Source organism: Marinobacter halophilus (assembly GCF_003007685.1).
In the GTDB taxonomy this organism is placed as follows: Bacteria; Pseudomonadota; Gammaproteobacteria; order Pseudomonadales; family Oleiphilaceae; genus Marinobacter; species Marinobacter halophilus.
This window is the reverse complement of the sequence record NZ_PXNN01000016.1, coordinates 296,577-318,728: the sequence shown is the minus strand read 5'-3', so window position 1 is coordinate 318,728 and position 22,152 is coordinate 296,577. Positions and strand designations below refer to the sequence as shown.

The window sequence follows — 22,152 nt, the reverse complement described above, 5'->3', positions numbered from 1 at the left end:
CGGTAATCCCCCCATTTTTAACGGGGTTCAAAAGTAGACCTCAGGCCAGCATGGCCAACTTCTGTTGAGGAGTAATTCCTCCGAGTCCCATATTGGGTCGTTCGTGATTGTAGTGCCAGAGCCAGCGGGTGGCATAGTCCTGAACTTCTTCGGTGCTGTCGAACAGATACTGTGCCAGCCAATCGTAACGGACCGTTCGGTTGTAGCGTTCGATGTAGGCGTTCTGCTGCGGCTTGCCCGGCTGGATAAACGCCAGTTTGATCTCTCGTTGTTCGGCCCACGCTGCCAGCTTGCCGCTGATGTACTCAGGTCCGTTGTCACAGCGGATAGAACGCGGTTTACCCCGCCATTCAATGATCTGCTCCAGTGACCGGATAACCCGCTCTGCCGGAAGCGAGAAGTCCACTTCGATGCCAAGCCCCTCGCGGTTAAAGTCATCGATCACATTCAGCAGCCGGTAACTGCGTCCGTCGTTGAGCTGGTCGTGCATGAAGTCCATCGACCAACTGTCGTTGATCATTTCCGGCACAGCCAGTGGCTCCGGCTTTTCACGAACCAGGCGTTTCTTGGGCTTGATGCGCAGATTCAGTTCCAGCTCACGGTAAATCCGATAGACCCGTTTGTGGTTCCAGGCGAAGCCCTTCACATTGCGCAGGTGCAGGAAGCACAGACCAAACCCCCAGTTACGTTGGTTGTGGGTCAATCTGATCAGCCAGTCCGCGATCTCGGCGTTTTCGCTGCTCAGCTTGGGCTGGTAGCGGTAGCAGGTCTCGCTGATGCTGAACATCCAACACGCCAGCCGAATGCTGACGCGCTTTTCATTAACGGCTTTTTGCGCCATCTCACGGCGACGAGACGGCTTTACCACTTTTTTTCGATGGCTTCCTTGAGGATGTCAGCCTTCAACCGTTCCTCGGCATACATCTTCTTGAGCCGGCGGTTTTCATCCTCCAGCTCTTTCAAGCGGGCCATCATGGACGCATCCATGCCACCGAATTTAGCCCGCCATTTGTAAAACGACGCACTGCTCATGCCATGCTCACGACACAGCTCCGGCACCGGTACACCATTCTCGGCTTGTTTCAGGATCGACAAGATCTGGCTGTCGGAAAAACGTGACTTCTTCATGCAGAATCTCCCTGCGTGTAGCTTACGGAAAATTCTACTTTTGATCACCGTTGTTTTTCGGGGGGATTACCCACCCAGTACCGTTTGAGGTTGGATTCATCAACCAGAACCGGCACGGTTTCCTGCTGGATATGGTCGCTGGGATCAAACCACAAGTTGTCACTGCGGAACAGATGGAGCTCGCCGGTCTGAGGATGCTGCCACTGACAGACGATGCGAAACGGGTTGCGGCCGTTGACGGTAAGGCTAGTGTTTTGTTCAACGGAGGCAAACTTTGCGAGCACTTCGGTGCCGTGTTCCTCCAGATAAGCCTTGGAACGACCTTTCAAAATGCCGAACAGCACCATCCCACCGCCGACCAGCCCAAATACCAGTCCCAGGCCCCCGACAATCACAGCTACACCCCACAGAGAGAAGAAGCTATTGATCCGGGCGCTCTCCGGTGCTGCAGGTTCATAAAGAACCGACACCGGCTCTCCCCGGTTGAAGGATGGAGGGTTTGATCCGGAGCCGGACTGAAACTGAACTTGACGGCCACTGGCATCCTCAAAAACAACGACTGGATAGTAACTGGTTGAGTCGCTGGATCGAGAAGCGACAAGATCGATCACCGTACCGTTGGTTTCAGTGGCGCGCTCAATAAATGCAGAGGTGCTGTTGTAGCTGGCGAAGGCGCCAAACAACATGGCTGCACCGATGAGGGTGAAGGTGTACTTGAGGATTTTGAGGGTTTTCAATGTTTCGTTCCTTGAAAGCGAATTGCCTATATCCCAAACTTGGGCAAGTAGTGAAGAATTGGTGTATCAACCAGCAACTCTGCGGATTTTACTTTTGCTTCGGATATTGTTTCGGGTTCTAAGTCAGTCAAAAGTTGCTCAATACCAAACTTAACTGAGGAGTTGTCTGTTTCTCTGTGTAAAGCTAGGAGTACAGCCAAACCTTCAACTGGCTTGGCTTCGGGGTATTGAATCCTGCCTTTCGCCCCATCCGGTCCAGCAACTAGGACCAATCCATACTCAAAAAGAGCCTCAAAGTAGTCCGTCTTCCCCATGCGATCGACCCATACATTAGCCTCAAGCGTCCGATTATCCTTGGCATATTCTATTGCGAGCTTATGCATTGCCTTCGGAAAGCCCTGCTCTGCGGATGCTCGGAGCCACTGCAGAGCATCTTTACGACGGCCAGCCTTCGTCCAGTAAAAACCGCGCTCCTGTTGAATCAACATCATGGCCATCCAGTACTGAGCAAAGGCATGGCCCTTTTCTGCTGCGCGCTCAACATACTCGAAATCCACGGACCGATCTCCCTTGATCGCGTATGCGGAAGAGAGCGCCATCATAGCCTCTGTATCCCCCGCTTCGGCCATTGGAATAGCGGTCTCTAGAGCACGCTCTAGCCAAGCTTCGCGGTCATAGTCGCATTCTCGAAGCGTCCCACAAACACTGTCTTCCTGGGCAAGCCTCAGCATGGCGTAGACATCACCGCCTTCTGCAGCCTGACGGTAGTACTGCTCGGATTCCATCGTAATGTAGGTATAGTCTTGGCGGATAATATTGCCGGCATAGTAAGCGGCTTCTGTATGGCCAAGCTCCGCGGCCTCCTTGAACCTAGCCAGTGCACTGGAGGCAGAGTGTTGCTGGTAAAGCGTGTAGCCTTGCTGGAACAAAGCATCAGCGCGCTCCCGGTCTGTTTCGCCCTGAGCTGACAAAGGCCAGACCAAGAAGACCACCAAAGATAACGCTACATGCCGAAACACTCTCATCGTCCTTAGATCCCAAATTTGGGCAGGTAGTAGATCACGGGAGTATCCACCAGAAGCTCTTTAGATCGAGTCTCCACTTCAGCCATAATTTCCGGCGTCAAATGCTCCTGATAGGCTTCAATCATTTCCAGCGGAGCGTCTTTTCCGGTTTGGCGATGAAGTGCAAGTAGAAGTGCTGCACCTTCCACTGGTCGAGGTTTCTCGAATTGATAAGAAATAGTTGGAGAGAATATATCGCCTACATCTGGCCCCATCATGAGCTGAACCCCGGACTCCAAGACTGCATCGTAATAATCCGTTTTACCCATGACCTCAACCCAATATCGAGCTTCCTCGAGCCGTCCTTGCGCTCGAAGCGTAACAGCTAACTTATACATCGCTTTTGGGTACCCACTTACTGCCGAGGCTTTCAGCCATTTCAGAACGTCTCGTTGACGGCCTGCTTCAGTCCAGTAAAAACCTCGCTCCTGTTCACTCAACATCACAGCCATCCAGTACTGAGCGAAGGCATGGCCATTTTCGGCTGCACGCTCAACCCATTTGAGATCCGAAGCACTATCTCCCTTAATCGCATAGGCCGAGGAAAGAGCCATCATTGCCTCTGTATCACCAGCTTCCGCCCTTGGAAGGCTTAACTCCAAAGCACGCTCTAGCCAAGCCTCGCGATCATAATCACAATTGCGAAGCGTTCCGCAAACACTATCTTTTTGAGCAAGTCTGAGCATCGCGTAGACATCACCACCATCGGCAGCCTGACGATAGTAATGTTCGGACTCCGAAGTCATGAACGTATGATTCCGACGAATAACATTACCTGCGTAATACGCGGCTTCTATATGCCCCAGTTCAGCTGCCTTCTTGAACTTAGGAAGCGATCTTCCACCGGCGTATTGCTGATATAACATGTAGCCTTCGAGAAAAAGCTCATCAGCACGCCCATCATCACTTTGAGATTGGGCTGTGACTGGAGCAATCATTAACCAAAACACTACGCACCAGACCGGTGAGTATTTAGTCATTTATACGTGACCCCATAGATGAGAACTGAGATTTTTTAACAAAGCCCTATACTCTTGGAAGCGAACTATGTCTTGAGCGCCAACCAGTTCTTGCGACATAAATTCATCCAGTCTCGCCACATTATTTCGAGCAGCCAACAAGGAACCCCCTTCCGGTTTCGTACCATGGGCATTCATACGGATTACCGACTCCTCAAATTGGCGCTGAGGGCGGTTGGGTGTCACTTCACGAAAGGATCCAGGAAACGTATCTTCCGCTTTACTCATCCACTTGAGGCACTGCAATATGGAGGCCTGCTGAATTTTGAGCATTTCCTCAGACGACCTTCGAACACCATCTTCGCCAACGTAATCGACTGGCTTCGAGACTAAATTATGCAGCAGTGGCCCAATCGCCTCCGGCTGTAGCCCTCTAAACCATTCTTGATAATCAACAGACTTAGTCCCGTAATTTCCAAGCCCTGAGACTGGTTGGCCACTTGGGCCACTGTCGGCATCTGGATCATCTATCGCCTCGACTATCCGCAAAGCCACCATCCCCGCCCGTTCACTCTTGTTAATCGAGTCAAACACCTCTTGCACAAAGCTCAATTGGCGAGCCGCAAAAAAGGATGCATCAAGCGCAGTGGTCAGCTGCAAGTAACTAAGCATGCTCAAAAAATCGAACGCCCCCGGCGTTACCCATTCAATGTGACGGTAATCGTTCTTGTGCAGCTCGTTCTGCACTACCGCCATCCAGTAGGATACCGTCTTGAAATCTATTTCAAACGCCAACTTACCTTTCAGGCCAAGGCCGGTTGTCATTCCCGCATCACCAACAAAAACCAACTTGCCATTGTTCATGCCCAACTGGAACGACCGGCTATACCCCACACCCCAACTTGCTGTAAGCCCGGCACTAAGCATCCCGACGCAGGCCCACTCCTCTACCGGTTCGTGGGCTCTCATGTAATTGACCTTTTTCCGAACCTCGTCCGGCAAGTTCCAGTACAGGCTGGTTGAAGCAACCACTCCCACCTGTGCTCCGGCGAAGGCATCCATTTGCCCTTCAGGCATTCCGTTATTGATGCCCGATAAGGTTAAACCTTTCCCCTTCTCAACTTCGATCCCCAACCCGCCAGTCAGCATCACGTTGGCGCCAACATAGCCGGTGAGCTTGGCATTCAGCTCACAGTAAAATCGACCGACATGCATTTTTGCGGGGCCATTTTTTGTCTCATAGCGCACTTTAAATGGACGTGCATTCTGGGGTTCCGGGAGCCGAATATCGAAAAGATCAAGATGCCCCTGCATAACCGTTAGCCTTCCACCAACGCTCGCACTGGCTAATCCGTACTCGACTTTCATCCCGTCGCCCTGCTCTCCGTTTTCCCTTATTTTTGTTGTCCCCTCCACACCGGAGTCGGGACCCGAAAATGAGGATTGCGCAGATATTTTGACGTTCGTTCGAACATAATCCGCAACATCACGATCAATGCCACCCAAAACATAACGGGAAAACTGAGCCATGTAGCTATCATCAAACACCATGAGGTGCTTTCGCGCATCTTTCTCAAACAGGACACTTCGCAGGTTAATGCCCCATTTTTCTTTGTCTTCCTCCGATTGCAGCGCTGAAACGGAATACTTTGCTTGAACCTGTGCATAAAAGAGATCGTGGTGAAACAGCCCACGATCACTGAACCAGGCCGGGGCCATATCTAATTTCTGGCATCCCAGGCCAGTCAGCACTCGTTCAAGGATCTCATCGTGCTCGGATTTCTGAGCTTTTTTCAGTGACAAAGCTATGTGTTCGGCGGTTTCCTGACTGTAGACATCATGCTCCGGGAGTGGGTGTACTCCATCAACGTGCCTCACAACTCCGGGCAAGTCGTTAAGGCAGAAATGGTTCAAGACCTTATCATTGCCGATCTGCGTATATTCACGAAGCGGCATGCCTGGCTTCATCAAAACCTTGAAGGGCTCGGCTGCAAAATCATCAGGGTTCCAGACAAACAATCGCACGGGTTCCATCTTTCTGGACAGTGCTTCTGTCTCCTTCTGAAACCGGTACATTCTGCCGCGGTGTTCCTCAAGCCGCTTCCGGTATTGCTCAATCTCGACTTTTGGAATCGGCCCGTTCCTGCCAAGCACTTTGGCCCAATCCACAACCGCACTTTCGAGATCGGACTCTACTTTCCGGTAGTCTCGCTCCATTTGATGATACCCGGATAGCTTGTCCAGTCCCGTGCGGATATCATCATGATGCGCCAGCACATACTCAGCCACAGCCACACCATTGGATGCCAGTTCAATGGCCTTTTTCAGGTAGGGCCCGATATGACTGAAATGGCCGTAGTACTCTTCAAGGAATTCTTCAATCTCTACCAGGTTCTCTTTGGTGGGCGATAGCTGACACTCCACACTTCGGCCGTGGCCGCGGCACAGCCGCATAAACGTGTGATACTTTGCCTCGTCCGGTAGCTCATGATTCAGAAAATCAGTTTTTGCTTTTTTGTACTCTCGTAGAAGCTGAAAAACTTTCTGCTGATGGGGCGAATAAAGTGTGTTGTCCTGAACCACAAAACCCGCTGATTCAGCGGCCGAAAAGCCCATGTCCTGAAGCTCTTCGATACGTTTTGTGCATTTATGAATGCTTGCCCTCAGCTCTCGATGCTTCCTCGGTACATCCCGCTTTGCTGAATAATGAGTGTTTGCGATGTCATTGTATCTTTGCTTCGTTGCCTTTGAGATATTTGGGGAATTGCGCACCTCGTGAAACAAGCTCGCATATTCATCATTTAGCTCCTTGAAAGAGTCCGCAAGCGCCGCCGCTTCAGTCTCAATTCTATCTCTATCTCTTTCTGCCCCTTTCCACTCATCCTGCAACATTTTAGGCAGAAAGGTTCTGGGATGAGGAGGCATAAACAGGTCTGAAATCCCGATTGCCTTGAGGCCTTCTATTCTCTCGGAAACCTGGTCCGCTTTGATAACCTGCGACAAACTGGCCGTGCTTTTCTGTATGGCATTCAGTGCTTCATCAGTAAGCAACCAGAAACAACGCTGGCCAGTTATGTAAATCAACGAAGCATAGTTGGTGCTACTACAATCACTGGCCTCAGCGCTGGTCGATTCCTGTGAGCATTCATAGGAAGGCTCTGGCAGTTCGATTGTATTATCTGCACCGTTTGAGGTTTGAACATCGTCCATGATCAGCTCTTTCCGTCTTCGATAGCTTCTAGTTGCTGGTAAGCGGTTAGGTCCGCTCTTTCAACAAGCGATGAATAAAAGGGGTCCGCTGGCTGACTCTTTTTCTGAATCAGGAGCCGGAGAACTTTCTCAATATCGGCTTTGGAATCCATCCCCAGAGCCTCAGCCAATGTCACGACATCGTCGACATACTTCTGTGGGCGCTCAGAGGGAGTGAACTTTCCATAGTTATCGGTAAGCGCATCGACAAACGCACGGCGTCGCTCAGCGGTGAACTCATTGATCTGCGAGTCTCGAAAATGCCACGTGAATGCGTTAGGCCTCTCCTGCCCATCCACCTCGGAGCCTGACGATGCCCTGTACCATTCCACACCGCTCTGCCAATACCAAGTGACGCCTGGCGGAATAAAATGCCCATATTGTTGCGGATCAAGCACCGACAGAAACGAACCGAATACCCGAGGATCATAGAACCGCAGCAAACTCTGTTGCGTCCCACGCGAAATCAATAGGAACTGCTGGAGCCAAGCAGCCACCTCATCCAAACTCTCTGCCGGGTGCGTCAGAAAGATCCCCGGCAAGGTCTCTTTATATTTGCTAATCAGATCGTCACGAGCACCGGGCACATAGCGCAGATCAACCAGGGCTGGCCCCACTTGCCAACGCTCTTGATAATCCGTTCCCAACAATAACGGCCTCCAACTCCCAGGGTACCGGGCTTCGATCTCCTCATAGATCCACTCCAACACCGATGGGTGAAAGGCCAGATCCAGGATCACAAAGGGAATTCTGGATGGAAGTTCCTGGATAATGCCTGTTACCGCTTGCTCAGCCATGATCGTGAACCTTACATTTACCATCATCGCCAAGAGCACAACCGCTTACTAAAAGAACCCCTTTATCACTTGCCTTTTCAAAAGCGGAGGCGGGAGGAACTACCCCGGTTAACCCCTCTACCGGCCACTGCCCAGAGCCTACTGACGAACGTGTTTCAGACGAAGCCAGTGTATCCGGATCACTGCGCTCTGGCGCCATCTCGGAAAGCGCTGAAGGTAACTCCGGATTAACCACCCCAACCCCACTCCCACTCCCAGGCCCACCCCCGGAATTCATCCGCACCAGCGGCCCGGAAATCGTCACCCCGCTGGGGTCCACCTTCACAAAGCTGCCACCGGCCTTCAGCGTCACCTCAGCCCCGGCCTCAATCACAATTTTCATACCGGCTTTGTGGTGAATCTCGGTGCCGGCTTCCACCAGCTGGTTCTTGCCCTGCTTGCTGTGGTGGCTGCCGTTGACGGTGAGGCTGTAGTCGGAGCCGATGCTTTCCCGGTGTTCGCCTTCGGTGGTGTGGTGGCTGTTGCCTTTGGTGTGGCTGAAGCGGTTGTTTTCCACCGTCAGGTGGCTGTCATTCTTGATGACTTCGGTGCGGTTGTTTTCGGTCAACAGGTCCAGGTCTTTCTGGGCGTGGACGTAGATCTGCTCCTGGTCGGCTTCGTCTTCAAAGCGCAGCTCGTTGCTGCCCTCACCCTTGTGGGTTTTGGTTTTCAGGGTGGTTCTTGTTTTGTGTTCTGGCAGCGCGTACGGCGGTGTGTTGGTGGCGTGGTAGGTGCGACCGGTGATGATCGGCTGGTCCGGGTCGCCGTCCAGGAAGGACACAATCACTTCGTTGCCGATTCTGGGCAGGGCCATAAAGCCGTATTGGCCGCCAGCCCAGCCCTGGGCGACGCGCAACCAGGCACTGCTGTGTTCGTCGTTTTTCGAGTAGCGGTCCCAGGGGAATCTTACTTTGACTCTTCCGTACTGGTCGCAGTGGATCTCTTCACCCTCGGGGCCGGTGACGATGGCCATCTGGGGGCCGTCCATCATCGGTTTGTGTTCGCACAGCGGGCGCCAGGTTTTATCGGCGGGGATGGCGGTGAAGTCGTTGTGGTAGCTGGTGGGCTGGCTGCCACCTTCTTCCTGCATCGCCTGAGGCTGCTTGCCGGTGTGGGTGATGGCGGTCAGCAGCCATTCCCGGTTCAGGCTCTGGCTGTCGTGGTCCTGCAGCTCGACTTTGGCGCCGGGGGTGAAGTCGGGGCGGTTGCTTTCACCTTTGGCCAGGCTGGCGTCGTTTCTGAGGGCGTCCAGTCTGGCCTGGGTGAACGGCTGGCCACTGGCGTCGGCTTTGTAGCGGCCGGGGTAATCGTAGTGTTGGTAGTCTTCCCGGTGATTGGGGCTGCCGGCGCTTTGTTCGTGCATCAGGGCGTAAGCGGGGTTTTTGAAGGTGTAGTCCTTCATGGCCACGGAGGCGGCTTTGATACGCTCTTCGTAGGCGAAGCTGAACACACAGGCCTGCTTGGTACTGCCGCCGGCCTGGGTGTTGCAGGGGACCGGGTCCAGCTTAGGAGCATCGCCGTGGTGGTCAGCGATGATTAACGCCGGTTGTTCTTCACCGTCCACGCTGCCGTGCTGGTAACGGTAATGCCAGCCTTCTTCGGCGGCCAGGCGTTCGATAAATTGAAGATCGGATTCCCGGTGCTGGACGCAGTATTCGCGTTCTTCAGGGGGGCGCTTGAAATCGAACACGGTATCAATGATGCCCCGCTCTTCCAGCAGGGTGCGCACGATGGCGTCGGTACTCTGGGTCTGGAAGATGCGGCTGTTGTGCATCAGGCCCAGGCGCCAGGTCGGGGGCTGAATGACCACTTCATAGGCGGTGCGGCGATGGCCGGTGTTGCCCCGGACGAACTCGTTGACCACGCCGGTGAAACGCCGTACCGGCTGGCCATCTTGCCACACCACCAGGTCCACCGATTGCTCCAGAACGTCAGCAGCGGCCACATCGGCGTCGGTACTGGCCAGATGCACACGGCCCTGAAACAACTGGGAGAGGCTTTCGGTCAGCGCAAAGCCGGCAACCGAGAAGTGATCTGAGGGGAATTCGCCTACACGGGCGGTAAACTGCAATCCGCTTGCCTGGGGCATGACTTCGGTCCCTGAAGATTGGTGGTATATAGCTGACTCGTCCTGAGCCGGGCGGATTATAACCAGTGTGGCCGGTAAGGCCAACCTCACATCTGCCCACATCTACGACTTTTGTTGAACTTCGTGAACGGGTACTCTTATGTCAACAATGCCCAACAAGAGTGTGACCATGGCCATGTACCATATTGAAATAAATGAAACTTTTGACGTTCCCCGCAGAAAGGTCTTCGCCCTGTTTGCAGATCACCATCGTTTCGGAAAAATGATCGGCGCACCGGTCAAACGCATCAAAGACAGCGACCAGGCAGACCCCAACGGCATTGGCTCGGTTCGCAAAATCGGTATTGGCCCGCTCTCACTTGAAGAGACGGTACTCGGCTTTGAGCCGGACTCGCTGATTGAATACGCCATCACCAGTATGAGCCCGATCAGAAACCACATCGGTCGCATTCGTTTTACAGACACGGCAGACGGGCAAACCCGGTTGCACTACACCATCAGCTTTGAAGACATCGTGCCCTACTCTGGCAAAGTGGTCAGCGCCGCTCTTGAACAAGGCCTGCGCCGTGGCATTCGTCGTGTGCCCAAGCTGGCCTAGTCACCCAAGCGCGGACCTTCTGGTATCCAGGCAACAAACCGTTACTTGATGGATATCAGATAATTGACCTGAGGCAACACTTCATATTTGTCAATTCTGTACTCTCCCGCGCAGCTTGCAATATCCGGCCATCAGACTTCCTGATGCCGAATACCCACTCTTCTGCGGGAGACCGAAATGGCGGCCGAACCGATTGTTCTTTTCGACAACGGACACCACAAGTGCCTGATGTTCGATTCTCTGGTGACTGGCGAAGGCGTTCAGTCTAATCAGTTTCTTGTTGTCGATGGCAAACACGAAGCCTTGATTGACCCGGGTGGAGACCTCACCTACACCCCGCTCTCGGTTGCCGCGTCAAGATACATGAACATCCGTGATATGGATTATGTCTTTGCGTCTCACCAGGACCCGGACATCATCGGTGCCATCGATCGCTGGATTGTGCACACCCGCGCCAAAATCGTGACCTCGAAACTGTGGGCGCGGTTTTTGCCGCACCTGGTGTCCAGCTACGTCACCAATCAGCTCAGCGGCAGTGTTTACGACCGCATCGTCAGTATTCCGGACGGCGGCGCCAACGTACGATTCGGTGACAGCTACCTGCAGTGTTTGCCCGCTCACTTCATGCATTCCGTTGGCAACCTGCAGTTCTATGATCCGGTCTCGAAGATTCTGTTCTCCGGCGACCTTGGCGCCTCCATGGGTGGCGAGGATGATCACAAGCCGGTACAGGATTTCGACAAGCATATTCCCAATATGATCGGCTTTCACCGGCGCTATATTGCTTCCAAAAAGGTGTGCCGCCTCTGGGCCAACATGGTTCGGGGCATGGATGTGGCAATGATCGTGCCGCAGCATGGCAAGCGCTTTGAAGGCCCGGTGATGATTGACCAGTTCCTGAACTGGGTCAGCGACATGGATTGCGGGATCGATCTGGTCTCCCAGGACAACTACCGTCAACCTGTGGAATACGTCTGATACCCCGGTTTTCGCAAGGACGCGGAAACCTCCCTGCGCTTTATCTGCAAACAACCCTGTCGCTATTCCCTCAGGTTCAGTAAAATCCGTGCTTTTACCGAAAACCCGAGAGGCACCACAGATGGGCAGAGCCTACCAGAACCGTAAAGAGTCCATGGCCAAGACGGCCGCGGCGAAAACCAAGGTCTACAGCAAGTACGGCCGGGAAATCTACATGGCCGCCAAATCTGGTGGTGGAGACCCGCAAGCCAACCTGACCCTTCGCGGCCTGATTGAGCGCGCCAAGAAAGACCAGGTGCCCGGCCACGTAATCGACAAAGCCATCGACAAAGCCAAAGGTGGCGCCGGTGAGGATTACTCCCCAGCCCGCTACGAAGGCTACGGACCCGGCAACTGCATGGTCATCGTTGACTGCCTGACCGACAACCCGAACCGCACCTTTGGTGATGTCCGCCTGGCCTTTACCAAAACCAAGTGCAAGATCGGCACCCCCGGCGTCGTCGCCCACATGTTCGACCACTGCGCCATTTTTGCCTTCTCCGGCCACGATGAAGAAGCGGTTCTGGAAGCGTTGATGGAAGCCGACGTAGATGTCACCGATATCGAAACCGAAGACGGCAACGTCACCGTTTTTGCACCAAACACCGAGTATGCTAAAGCCAAACAGGCACTGGAAGCGGCGTTCGAAGGTATCGAGTTCGAGGTCGACGAGATCCAGTTCCTGCCGAAAACCACCACCGTGGTGGAAGGTGACGACATCCCGATGTTCGAGAAATTTCTCGACATGCTAAACGACCTGGATGACGTGCAGAACGTGTTCCACAACGCTGAGCTCCCGCAGGAGTAACGACCAGTCACGGGCAGCGGAATCGGATATCACGCTGCCCGGGATCCTCTACGGCCGCCAAACCGACATTTCTACCCCGCTCGATGGAACGAATCGGTCATGACCATGAAGTTACTTGCCTTTGTCTTGCTCCTGATACTGACCGGTATTGGTCTGTGGCATGCTTTCAAGCCGCTGCCCGCGGGTATCCGGCACCAGGGCGACGTCGCGCCCTTGGTCGCTCCCGATTTGCTGGCGGACGTCACACGTCACTCAAGCGATGGCACAACCGTGCTGGATCACGAGATCTTTGATGAAATCTTCCGGCTGATTTCCCGGGCGCAAACCTTCATCCTGGTCGACATGTTCCTGTTCAACAGTACCGGGTCTGAAGACAACGGCCTCCGGCCGCTGGCGGATCAGCTCACCCAGGCGCTATTGGAGCGCAAAGCCGCCCGGCCCGACATCGACATTGTGGTGATTTCAGATCCTCTGAACACCTTTTACGGCGGCACTCGCTCGCCGGCTTTCGAGGCGCTTTCCAGCGCCGGCATCGAGGTGGTAGTCACCCGTCTGGAACCGCTTCGTGACAGCAACCCGGTTTGGTCTTCGTTCTGGCGCTTGTGCTGCCAGTGGTTTGACAACAATGCCGATGGTGGCTGGCTGCCGAATGCTCTGGGTACCGAGCCGGCGACGATTCGCAGCTATCTGGCACTGCCCAACTTCAAGGCGAACCACCGCAAACTGTTGGTGACCGATGAAGGGCAAAGGTTCAGAGCCGTTATTACCTCTGCCAATCCCCACGACGGCAGCAGCCGGCACAGCAACATTGGCCTGGCTTTCAGCGGGCCGGCCGTGCTTGATGTGGTCAGCAGTGAACAGGCGGTTGTGCGCATGTCTGGCGCCAGTACCGCCACTCTGGACCGCTGGTTAACGACAATTGCCGAAAGCCCCGCCGTTGGCGATGATGCCACCGGCACCGTGAAGGTGCTGACCGAATCGGCGATCCGCGACGCCGCGCTGGATATGATTGAGCGCAGCCAGCCCGGCGAGGCCTTGGATATGGCGATGTTTTACCTCTCACACCGCCCGATCATCAAGGCACTACTGGCTGCACACCGTCGTGGCGTGACGGTTCGCCTGTTACTGGATGCCAATAAAGACGCCTTCGGTCACGAGAAAAACGGCATTCCCAACCGACCGGTCGCCCACGAACTGCAACAGGCAGGCATACCGATCCGCTGGTGCAACACCCAGGGCGAGCAGTGCCACAGCAAACTGGTCATTTACACCACGCAGGATAGCCAGCAGGAAGCGTTGCTTGGCTCGGCCAATTTCACCCGCCGCAACCTGGACGACCTGAATCTGGAGACCAACGTTTGGCTGGCAACCCCGGCCGACAGCCCCGTCGCACGCAAAGTAACGATGCTGTTCAATCAATACTGGTACACTGATTCGGGCGATGACCAAACGCTGAGCCTGCCCTACTCAGCCTGGGCTGATCCTTCCCGACTCAGGTACTGGCAATACCGGATTATGGAGGCGACCGGACTGTCGACCTTCTGACACTCAGGCCCAAGCGTGAACGTTTTGTATGTTGAATCAATAAAGATTCCAATCTATTGTTTTTTCTAAATAAACAAATAAGGAACAAGACATGAACGGCATCAGACGTCACCTCAAGCAATTTTCTTTGGTTATGGCCATCTTGCTCGCCTTCGCCACTACCGTGTCTGTCTCCGCACACGCCGGTATGGTTGGCACCGGGGAGTTGATCCAGCAGCAACAGGTGGATCTGGATCGGCAACAGCTGCTGAGCATGCTGGAAACCCAGGAAGTGAAAGACAAACTCGCTCAAATGGGTGTCAGCGAAGATCAGGTCGCCGAACGCATTCAGAAGCTGACCCCCGCTGAACTCGCGGATTTTGAACAACAACTGGCGCAAGCCCCCGCCGGTGAAGGTGTGGTTGGTGTTATCGTCCTGTTCCTGCTGGTGTTTATCATCACAGACATGCTGTGCGCCACGAACGTGTTCTCCTTCGTCAAGTGTCTTCGTTGACACATCCGACCCTGACCAAAGGAACTGGCCGGGCCAGCACGTGGGCAGCCCTTCTGGGGCTGCTCCTGCTGGCAGGTTGCGCCAGCACGCCGCAGTGGCCGGATCAGGCTCAAACCGCAGAGCTCTCTCAGCCGAACCGGCAGCTATTGACTGAAGTCCCTTTCTATCCCCAGGAAGCCTATCAGTGTGGCCCGGCGTCTCTGGCCACCATGCTGAACACCCAGGGCCTGGCGACCGATCCCGAGATATTGAAAGAACTGGTGTACCTGCCCGGACGGCGAGGCTCACTCCAGGTGGAACTGGTTGCCGCTGCACGATCCCACAACATGGTGGCCTACCCGCTCAAACCCGACATTGAGGCCCTGCTCACTGAGGTGGCCGCAGGCAACCCCGTGCTGGTGATGCAGAACCTCCGGTTTAACTGGTGGCCCCAGTGGCACTTTGCGGTGGTGATGGGCTTCGATAGTCAGGAGCAAGCCCTTATTCTGAATACCGACACCCGCCAGCATTATGAAATGCCTTATAAGGTGTTCCACGCCACCTGGGACCGGGCCGAGCGCTGGGCGCTGGTTATCCTACCCCCCGACGAACTGCCGGCAACGGCCGAGACATTGCCGTTCCTGCGGGCAGCTCACGATCTGGAAAGCACCGGGCACACGGTGGCGGCGCAACGCGCCTATGAAACCGCCGAACACCGCTGGCCAGACCAACCGGCACCGATTATGGCCCAGGGCAACCTGGCTTATGATCAGCGCAAACCCGCTACGGCGGCCTCGAATTTCCTGAGAGTGGTTAACCGCTTCCCAGGCTTTCCGGAAGGCTGGAACAACCTGGCCTATGCCCTGAGCGCCTCCGCCTGCGCTGCACAGGCCAGCGACGCCCTGGCCTGTGCAGCGCAGCTGGATCCGGAACGTTTTGGCCAGGCCGGTCACCAGTGGACCAATGCCGCCGGGCCGGTGATTAGCGAGTGCCCTGAATTACCTGCCTGCCCGGCCACCATCGACCAATAGCGCTACCCGGCAACGTTCTGTGCTTTCTGCAACAGCACTACATCCTTGCGCGGAATTTCCAGCCGCCAACCATAATGGTCCGCCAGCCAGGCGAAGGTCTCCTCCCGATAGAACACCACGTGGGTCGGATCTCGCCGATAATGCCAGTGATTAAACCGGTCATCGTCGGCCTGAAAACAGGTCATGATCGCCAGCCAGCCACCGGGTTTCACAAGTGCATCAAGCTGCCGGAACACCTCGGCCGGGCGATGCAAATGCTCAACCACTTCGGTACAGGTGATGAAATCATAGCGCCGCTCCAGCACTGAACGGTCCGGGTGAAAAAACGGATCATAAAGCGCCATGCCAAACCCGGCCTGCTCAAGCATGGCGGCAAGGGCCGGGCCCGGGCCACAGCCGAAATCCAGCCCCTGGGCACCGCTGGCAAGCTTCTCCGTCAAGGGGTGTGACAGTTTGGACAGAAAGCGACGATAGCCGGCATCACCTGGCTGATTATCGTGCAGCGCGTAGATCGCCAGCTCTTCATCAGCAGACAAGCGACAGCTGGGCTCCATCACCGTTGCAGAACACTGCTGGCAGCGCAGATAGATTTTGCCATCCACCACACGGAATGGCATCAGACGGCCGGACTCGCAAACCGGGCAGCGTTGCTCGCTCATGGACTTATCCAACCTGTCGAAAGTTTCATTGTCATATCCGGCCATATGGTCAGTTTGTGATCGCCGCCAGAAAGGTGAACCAGCACGCTGCCTATACTGGCGCTCAAAACAGCCTGCTCAGGGCTGGAATAATAACAACCGAACGACTCATGGCGAAACGCCGGAAATATTCGGCTCAGAGACGGATACATGGATACGTTGAATAACCTTGCCCTTGAGGTACCGATTCTATCGGCCCGCTATGCCCTTCGCTTCGTCCAGTTTATGGAAAGTCGCGGCGTGAAGCGCCACACCATCCTTGAGAAAACCGGCGTTACCGAAGACATGCTCAATAACCCGGAAGGTAGCCTGTCCATGACCCAGGTACTGACGGTTCTGGGCAAAGCGGACTGGTTGATGACCGATGAACGAGCCGCGTTCGAATTTGGTCAGCAGCTTGACCTGCCAAGCCACGGGCTACTGGGTTTTGCGGTTCTGGGCCAGGAAAACCCGAGGCGCCTGGTCAGCATGATCGTGCAATACCTGCGTGTCGGCTTGCCGCTGATGGATATGGAACTGGCTTCCATTGGCTCCACTTTCCGCATCCGACTGGTGGATACCTGGGGTCTGGGGTCGCTGCTGCCATGCCTGACCAAAATCTACATGGGCAGTATTTACCGGGTCTCCAGCCAGGTGTGCAGCCATTTCACGTTTCAGTTCGACTTTCCAACCACTACCTCCGAGCAGGACTGGAAACGACTGGCGCCGGATTCTGAGTTCGAGTTCAACGCAGAGGTAAGTCAGGTGATGATGCCTCTGACAGGCATTCCCATTCGGCAGGATGACGTCAGCCTTGAATTTTTGGTGGCTCGCACCCGTCACGATCGCAAGCAGAATGCCCTCGAAGCCGACGAAACCGCCCTTCAGGTCAGGGAGCTGGTCATGAGCCAGCCCGGCCGGCCATGTACCACTGAGAATATCGCACGCCGGCTCGACATCAGCCCGAGAACTCTAAGACAGCACCTCGCCAGTGCCGGCACGTCCTTTCGCGAATTGCGTAATGAAATCCGGGAAAACTTCGCCACCCTCTACCTGAAAGACACCAACGTGCCGCTCGAGTCGATTTCTGAAAAGCTGGGATTCAGCGACCAGGCCGGTTTTACCAAAGCCTACCGCTCGTGGACGGGCATGACGCCTGGCGATGTTCGCCGACAGGCCCGACAGAAAAAGTGAACACAGTTCAGCGTTGAATTTGATGCCGTTCACGCTTTAAGCAATCAACCCCGCCTCTCTCCGCTTTGAACAAAAAAGCTGCCGCGGCAAGCAATGACCTGCGGCCACCCTAACCCGTTAAATAAGCATGCACTCATGCGCAAACCGCGCGTGGCAAAGGGATCCCTGCAAGTCCGGTTGAGCTGTCCTTCATCGGTGGTGTCTGCAACCCCAATTACAACAACGAAAGTTATACAGAGGACGAACTCATGAAACTCAGGAACCTCAATACGAGCGTTCGCAAGATCGGGCCAGCCATTGCGACTGCAGCCTTGATGGCCGGTGGAGCCAGCAACGCATCGGCGGAGCAGGTGTCCATTGAACTGGCGTTCGAATGCCCGTTCCCGCTGATCGGAACTCAGCCAATTCGGGCCCAGATCAGCGCCGATATTCCTAGCGTTGCAACCGTTGGTGAGCCAACGCCACAATTCGAAGTCACCGCAATTACTGTGGTCAACGACAACGCCCGCACCGGCCTGAAGCTGGTTGGCTCCGAGACCGTTGAAGGCACCGCCATCAGCACCAACAGTGTGGTAACCGCCAATCGCACCCTGCAACAAATTGTCGAACTCTCGATTCCCCCGACGCTCATACCCGATGTCAGTGGCGAGTTTAATGTACCCGCCACCGGTATGGCGCCGGCAGTGCTGTTCACCGAAGACGACATCGGTCAGGCAGAGATCCGCGTTGGCGGCCTGACGCTGGACCTGACGTCACGCACCCCCAACGGTGCCATTGCGCCAGCACCGATTGGTGAAATTCTCACCGACTGCGTACAGGTGGCCGGCCAGAACAATTTGCTGCAAACCATCACCGTGGGCGGCGAGATCGTTGAAACGCCGCGCATCAGCGTCAACCGGGAAGAGGTTGCCTTCGGTAACGTTCAGGCCGGCCTGAACGCTCAAGAAACGGTGTCTGTGGTCAATACCGGCAGTGCGGCATTGGGCATCAGCAACGTCGTTATCAGCGGCACCGATGCCGATACCTTCCTGCTGGACAACCAGTGCGGAACCCTGGCGCCGAGCGAATCCTGTGATGTGAACGTCACCTTCGCGCCAAGCACCGACGGCACACGCAGTGCCACCCTCACCATCGAGTCTACCGATGCCGACAACCCGGCCGTGGATGTCGCGTTGACGGGCCGTGGTGTGCTGGCTCCGACACCTGAAATCGGCGTCAATCCGGAGACTGTTGACTTGGGCCGAATTCAGCTTGGCCAAAGCGCATCTGCAGAGGTGACTATCAACAATGCCGGTAACGAAACCTTGCTGGTTGACAGCATTGCTCTGGAAGGCACCGGCGCTGCGGACTTCGTGCAGACCAACAACTGTACAACGGTTGCGGCCAACGCCAGCTGTACCGTTGAGTTGAGCTATACCGCAAATGCGGTGGGCGTGAGCAACGCCAACCTGGTGATTCGGTCAAGCGATCCAGAAAGCCCGGAAATCAGCATACCGGTATCTGCCGAAGCGTTTGAGCAGGCTGGTTCCGAGCTTGAACTTCTTTTGGGGCTGGAAGGTTCCACCCTCATCAAAGCCTCTGGCGGTACTCTGCCTCTGAACGGTTCCATAGCCACCTTACTGGACCTGGCAGCAGGAACATTTGAAGCAGATCTGGCGATTGACCCGACCTTCGGTAACTTCTCCATCAGGGTGTTCTTCAGTCGACTGAATGCCTCTGCCAACGTTGAATTTGTGCCGGCCGCTGTCACCACCGGTACTCTGATCAACGGCAAGCTGACCGCCAACTCCCAATTGTTTGTGAAAGTGCCCAAGGTGGCGATCAAGATCTTCGGTTTGCCGCTTCGAGTGGGTGGCGGTTCCGAGTGTATGACTCGTGAGCCCGTCAACATTGAGCTGGCGTCTGTAGACGGCACCAACTTCTCACCCGCCACTGGCGGAACGGTCAGCGGCGTCTATGACCTACCGGCCCTTGAGAATTGCGGCCTGCTCACCCGCCTGCTCAACCAGTTCCTGACTGGTTCCGGCAACACCATTGAACTGGCGTTGACTCCGGAGCTGTAAGGAAATCCGGCCTCGCCGGACAACAAAGACCCCAGCCGGCACCAGCTGGTTGGGGTCAAGTAGTGGAATAACAAAACCAAAAAGGAACGAAACAATGAAAAGCCTGAAAAAAACTGCGTTAGTGCTGGCCATGGCAGGACTGCCGTTTGCCGCGCAAGCTGACATGCAAGCCCTTGACGACGCTCACATGGGTAACATCACCGGCCAGGCCGGTGTCACCATTGAATTGGAAACCCGCATCGATATCGGCGAGTTCCGTTATACCGACGAAGGCTCGCTGTCCATCAAAGACATCAAGATTGGGGGTGCCAACCGCACCGATCTGTTCGAAGAGATCACGGACTTCCGTGATGCCCTGTTCGGCCAGACCAGTGACCTGATCGACAACATCAAGATCGACATCGATATTGCCGACGATGGCGATGCCCTGATCAACATCTTCCCGATCACCGCTGCCCCGATCGACTTTGGCATCAGCACCGGCGACTGGACCCTGGAAGGCCACACCGACTCAACCGTGCTGGCCAGCAACTTCAACATGGTAGGCGCCTTCACCAAAGTTGGTATCCGGGTGGACACCGCAACAGACACGTTGAACCTGAACACTCAGGTCGGTATTTCTGAACTGAACGTCGACGTCGACTTTCTGGCTCTCGGTATTCGTGGCCTGAAGATGACAGGCGCTGATTACATGGGCACTAAACTCGACGGCACTGCAGGAAACGCCAACGTTCTTACCCTGGGCGCCACCATTGATATGGACGTTTACAAAGCAACCCGCCTGAGTGGCACCGGCGACGCACTGGCCATCGACCTGAACACCTTCGCGGCAGACATGTCGATAGATCAGGTGCTGGTCGGTGGTACTTCCATTGGCTCGGTAATGCTGGACAACCTGGTTGTTCAGGACACCACCATGCATATCTACGGTCACTAAATGCAAAAAACCCGGCACTTGCCGGGTTTTCTATCACTTCCTGAAAAATCGTGGATTGCGTTCAATAAAGGAATCAATCCAGCGCTCCAGAAACGACGTCCTGTTGGCACTTTTCAGGTAACGCCAGCCCAATACCGAAATGATCAGCGCGCCGGTCGCATCAACGATCAAATCCCACATGGTATCGGTCAGGCCGGAAGGGTCGTTCAGCATCGGTTTCTGCATGTTCATTCCGAACAGGCTGTCCATGGTGAATTCGAAAATCTCCCATAAAGCGCCCACTCCGAGTGCAAACATGAACGCAAAAAACGCCACAAATCCCGGATTCATGTGCACATTGATTTTTTCCGTCTCATTCATGATGTGAACCAGCAAAAAACCAAGGATTCCGAGCAAGAACCCCGACATGGTGTGCAGCGCCATGTCCCACCACCAGAACCGGGTGTAGTAATCCCGGATCTCGCCCAAAAACAGTGATGCAAACACGAATCCAATGGCCGCCAGCTGCAGTTCCGGCGGGATATGAATACGAAACCGGCGCTCAAACAGCACCGGGAAAAAGGTGATCAGGATAATCATGCTGGTCAGAAACGCCGTGAACCATCGCTGGCCCCAGATAGCCAAGACCGCTTCCAGCAGCAGGATGAGCTGCAGGAATATCGTGATTCTCTGATGGGTAATACGAATTCTCATGCTATCTTCCTAATCGGTCAGCCCAGCGGCAGCGCGCAGAAGCTGGTCCATTTCCGACGCCTCAAGTGCATCGGCCGCAATCAGTTCAACTCTGGAAAGTGCCCTTGGCTCACAGGGCAGGATCGAGACCGCCCCCTCTGCCACATTAACCACGCGCCAACCCTCAAACGTGCGGATTACTGCCTTGAATCGCAGCAAGCGGTCGTCCAGAGCCATCGCCAGCACCGCATGTTCATCCAATGACAATTTCGGATGAATCCGCCACCCGATGCTGTGATGACCCTGCCCCCGGTTCGTTACCAATTGCCAGGGAATGTCGTCCACTGATGGTGGCAGTGAAGCGGCCCGGGCATCATGATGGTTATGGGCGTGGGGGTCAGACACCTCAGGCAAGGTTGCGATGCCATCCAGCCACTCAGTTGCCAGTTGCCCATGCCGGGTGTGGTATACCTGAGGTTTGGCGGGCACAAGAGATGCCGCCCACTGAGCAAAGGCCCGAATCTGGACCTCAGTGCAAAGGTCGGTTTTGTTTGCCACCAGAATATCCGCAGACGCCACCTGATCCCGGAACTGCACGTTCTCGAGCACTCTGGGGTCTTCCAGTTTACGAGGGTCAACCAGGGTTATCACCGGGCCCAGCGCCAGTACGCTTCGGTAATGTTCACCCGTCAGGGTGTCCAGAATCTGGGACGGATGGCCAAGGCCAGTAGGCTCTATCAGCAACCGATCTGGTTTGGCGCGGGTAATCAGCTGGTTCAGGCCAATCTGCATGGGCAGGCCAGCAACACAGCACATACAGCCTCCGGGAATCTCCCGGACAACCGCCCCTTCGGTTTCGAGTATCGCGCCATCAATGCCCACCTCACCGAATTCATTAACCAACACCGCCCAGACCTCACCTTCCGGTTTACGCCTGAGTAAATCGAGGATCGCAGTGGTTTTACCAACGCCAAGAAAACCAAGGATCAGGTTGGTGGGAATGGCACGGACAGGGTCTGGCATCGGAGGAGCCTCAAAAGTGTTACAATATAACAAATACTGGCCCACCAGTACCA

The 22,152-nt window shown here is 55.1% G+C and carries 19 protein-coding genes; 9 read left to right on the top strand and 10 right to left on the bottom strand.

Going from position 1 to position 22,152, the window contains the following annotated elements:
* Positions 1-40: 40 nt before the first annotated feature.
* From C7H08_RS13900 to C7H08_RS13870, 7 genes are all read right to left on the bottom strand, one after another.
* A protein-coding gene (locus tag C7H08_RS13900; protein WP_106672347.1) for an IS3 family transposase occupies positions 41-1,128 on the bottom strand; the annotation gives its coding sequence in 2 pieces (ribosomal slippage) (positions 41-876 and positions 876-1,128; 1,089 coding nt in all).
* A 44-nt stretch (positions 1,129-1,172) separates the two neighbouring features.
* Positions 1,173-1,865, bottom strand: coding sequence for a DUF3592 domain-containing protein (locus C7H08_RS13895; RefSeq protein WP_106672829.1), 693 nt, complete (start codon positions 1,863-1,865; stop codon positions 1,173-1,175).
* A 26-nt stretch (positions 1,866-1,891) separates the two neighbouring features.
* On the bottom strand, positions 1,892-2,884 hold the full coding sequence (locus tag C7H08_RS13890) for a tetratricopeptide repeat protein (protein ID WP_106672828.1): 993 nt from the start codon (positions 2,882-2,884) through the stop codon (positions 1,892-1,894).
* Between the two features lie 11 nt (positions 2,885-2,895).
* Positions 2,896-3,909 (bottom strand): tetratricopeptide repeat protein, encoded by a 1,014-nt coding sequence (locus tag C7H08_RS13885; protein WP_106672827.1) that lies wholly within the window; start codon positions 3,907-3,909, stop codon positions 2,896-2,898.
* Positions 3,910-7,098 carry a hypothetical protein gene (locus C7H08_RS13880; protein ID WP_106672826.1) on the bottom strand — a complete coding sequence of 1,063 codons (3,189 nt, stop codon included), beginning with the start codon at positions 7,096-7,098 and terminating at the stop codon, positions 3,910-3,912. It abuts the gene before it with no gap.
* A gap of 2 nt (positions 7,099-7,100) precedes the next feature.
* Positions 7,101-7,934: a DUF4123 domain-containing protein gene (locus tag C7H08_RS13875; RefSeq protein WP_165793969.1), complete on the bottom strand. Its 834-nt coding sequence runs from the start codon at positions 7,932-7,934 to the stop codon at positions 7,101-7,103.
* Entirely contained in the window at positions 7,927-10,062 is a 2,136-nt protein-coding gene (locus C7H08_RS13870; RefSeq protein WP_106672824.1) for a type VI secretion system Vgr family protein, read from the bottom strand. The genes C7H08_RS13875 and C7H08_RS13870 overlap by 8 nt, the downstream gene beginning before the upstream one ends.
* A gap of 169 nt (positions 10,063-10,231) precedes the next feature.
* On the opposite strand from C7H08_RS13870, the gene C7H08_RS13865 reads away from it, so the two are divergent.
* From C7H08_RS13865 to C7H08_RS13840, 6 genes are all read left to right on the top strand, one after another.
* Entirely contained in the window at positions 10,232-10,660 is a 429-nt protein-coding gene (locus C7H08_RS13865; RefSeq protein ID WP_106672823.1) for an SRPBCC family protein, read from the top strand.
* Positions 10,661-10,837: 177 nt separating this feature from the next.
* Positions 10,838-11,638 carry an oxygen-binding di-iron domain-containing protein gene (locus C7H08_RS13860; RefSeq protein ID WP_106672822.1) on the top strand — a complete coding sequence of 267 codons (801 nt, stop codon included), beginning with the start codon at positions 10,838-10,840 and terminating at the stop codon, positions 11,636-11,638.
* A 121-nt stretch (positions 11,639-11,759) separates the two neighbouring features.
* Positions 11,760-12,485: a YebC/PmpR family DNA-binding transcriptional regulator gene (locus C7H08_RS13855; RefSeq protein ID WP_106672821.1), complete on the top strand. Its 726-nt coding sequence runs from the start codon at positions 11,760-11,762 to the stop codon at positions 12,483-12,485.
* A 99-nt stretch (positions 12,486-12,584) separates the two neighbouring features.
* A complete protein-coding gene (locus tag C7H08_RS13850; RefSeq protein WP_106672820.1) occupies positions 12,585-14,030 on the top strand; it encodes a phospholipase D family protein in 1,446 nt (481 codons plus the stop codon).
* Positions 14,031-14,121: 91 nt separating this feature from the next.
* Entirely contained in the window at positions 14,122-14,523 is a 402-nt protein-coding gene (locus tag C7H08_RS13845; protein WP_106672819.1) for a PA2779 family protein, read from the top strand.
* 65 nt (positions 14,524-14,588) lie between these two features.
* Positions 14,589-15,533, top strand: a complete 945-nt coding sequence (locus C7H08_RS13840; protein WP_373284946.1) for a PA2778 family cysteine peptidase — start codon at positions 14,589-14,591, stop codon at positions 15,531-15,533.
* A gap of 2 nt (positions 15,534-15,535) precedes the next feature.
* Here the strand turns inward: C7H08_RS13840 and C7H08_RS13835 are convergent, their stop codons facing one another.
* Positions 15,536-16,192 (bottom strand): class I SAM-dependent methyltransferase, encoded by a 657-nt coding sequence (locus C7H08_RS13835; RefSeq protein WP_227663398.1) that lies wholly within the window; start codon positions 16,190-16,192, stop codon positions 15,536-15,538.
* A gap of 189 nt (positions 16,193-16,381) precedes the next feature.
* On the opposite strand from C7H08_RS13835, the gene C7H08_RS13830 reads away from it, so the two are divergent.
* The 3 genes from C7H08_RS13830 to C7H08_RS13820 all read left to right on the top strand — a co-directional run bounded on the left by C7H08_RS13830 (position 16,382) and on the right by C7H08_RS13820 (position 20,404).
* Complete coding sequence (locus C7H08_RS13830; RefSeq protein WP_106672818.1) at positions 16,382-17,404, top strand: AraC family transcriptional regulator; 1,023 nt, start codon at positions 16,382-16,384, stop codon at positions 17,402-17,404.
* A gap of 248 nt (positions 17,405-17,652) precedes the next feature.
* Complete coding sequence (locus C7H08_RS13825; protein WP_106672817.1) at positions 17,653-19,467, top strand: choice-of-anchor D domain-containing protein; 1,815 nt, start codon at positions 17,653-17,655, stop codon at positions 19,465-19,467.
* A 94-nt stretch (positions 19,468-19,561) separates the two neighbouring features.
* Entirely contained in the window at positions 19,562-20,404 is an 843-nt protein-coding gene (locus C7H08_RS13820; RefSeq protein ID WP_106672816.1) for a DUF6160 family protein, read from the top strand.
* 33 nt (positions 20,405-20,437) lie between these two features.
* Here the strand turns inward: C7H08_RS13820 and C7H08_RS13815 are convergent, their stop codons facing one another.
* Together C7H08_RS13815 and C7H08_RS13810 are read right to left on the bottom strand one after the other, a co-directional pair.
* Positions 20,438-21,097: a DUF2238 domain-containing protein gene (locus C7H08_RS13815; protein WP_106672815.1), complete on the bottom strand. Its 660-nt coding sequence runs from the start codon at positions 21,095-21,097 to the stop codon at positions 20,438-20,440.
* 9 nt (positions 21,098-21,106) lie between these two features.
* Entirely contained in the window at positions 21,107-22,099 is a 993-nt protein-coding gene (locus tag C7H08_RS13810) for a CobW family GTP-binding protein (RefSeq protein WP_106672854.1), read from the bottom strand.
* Positions 22,100-22,152 lie beyond the last annotated feature (53 nt).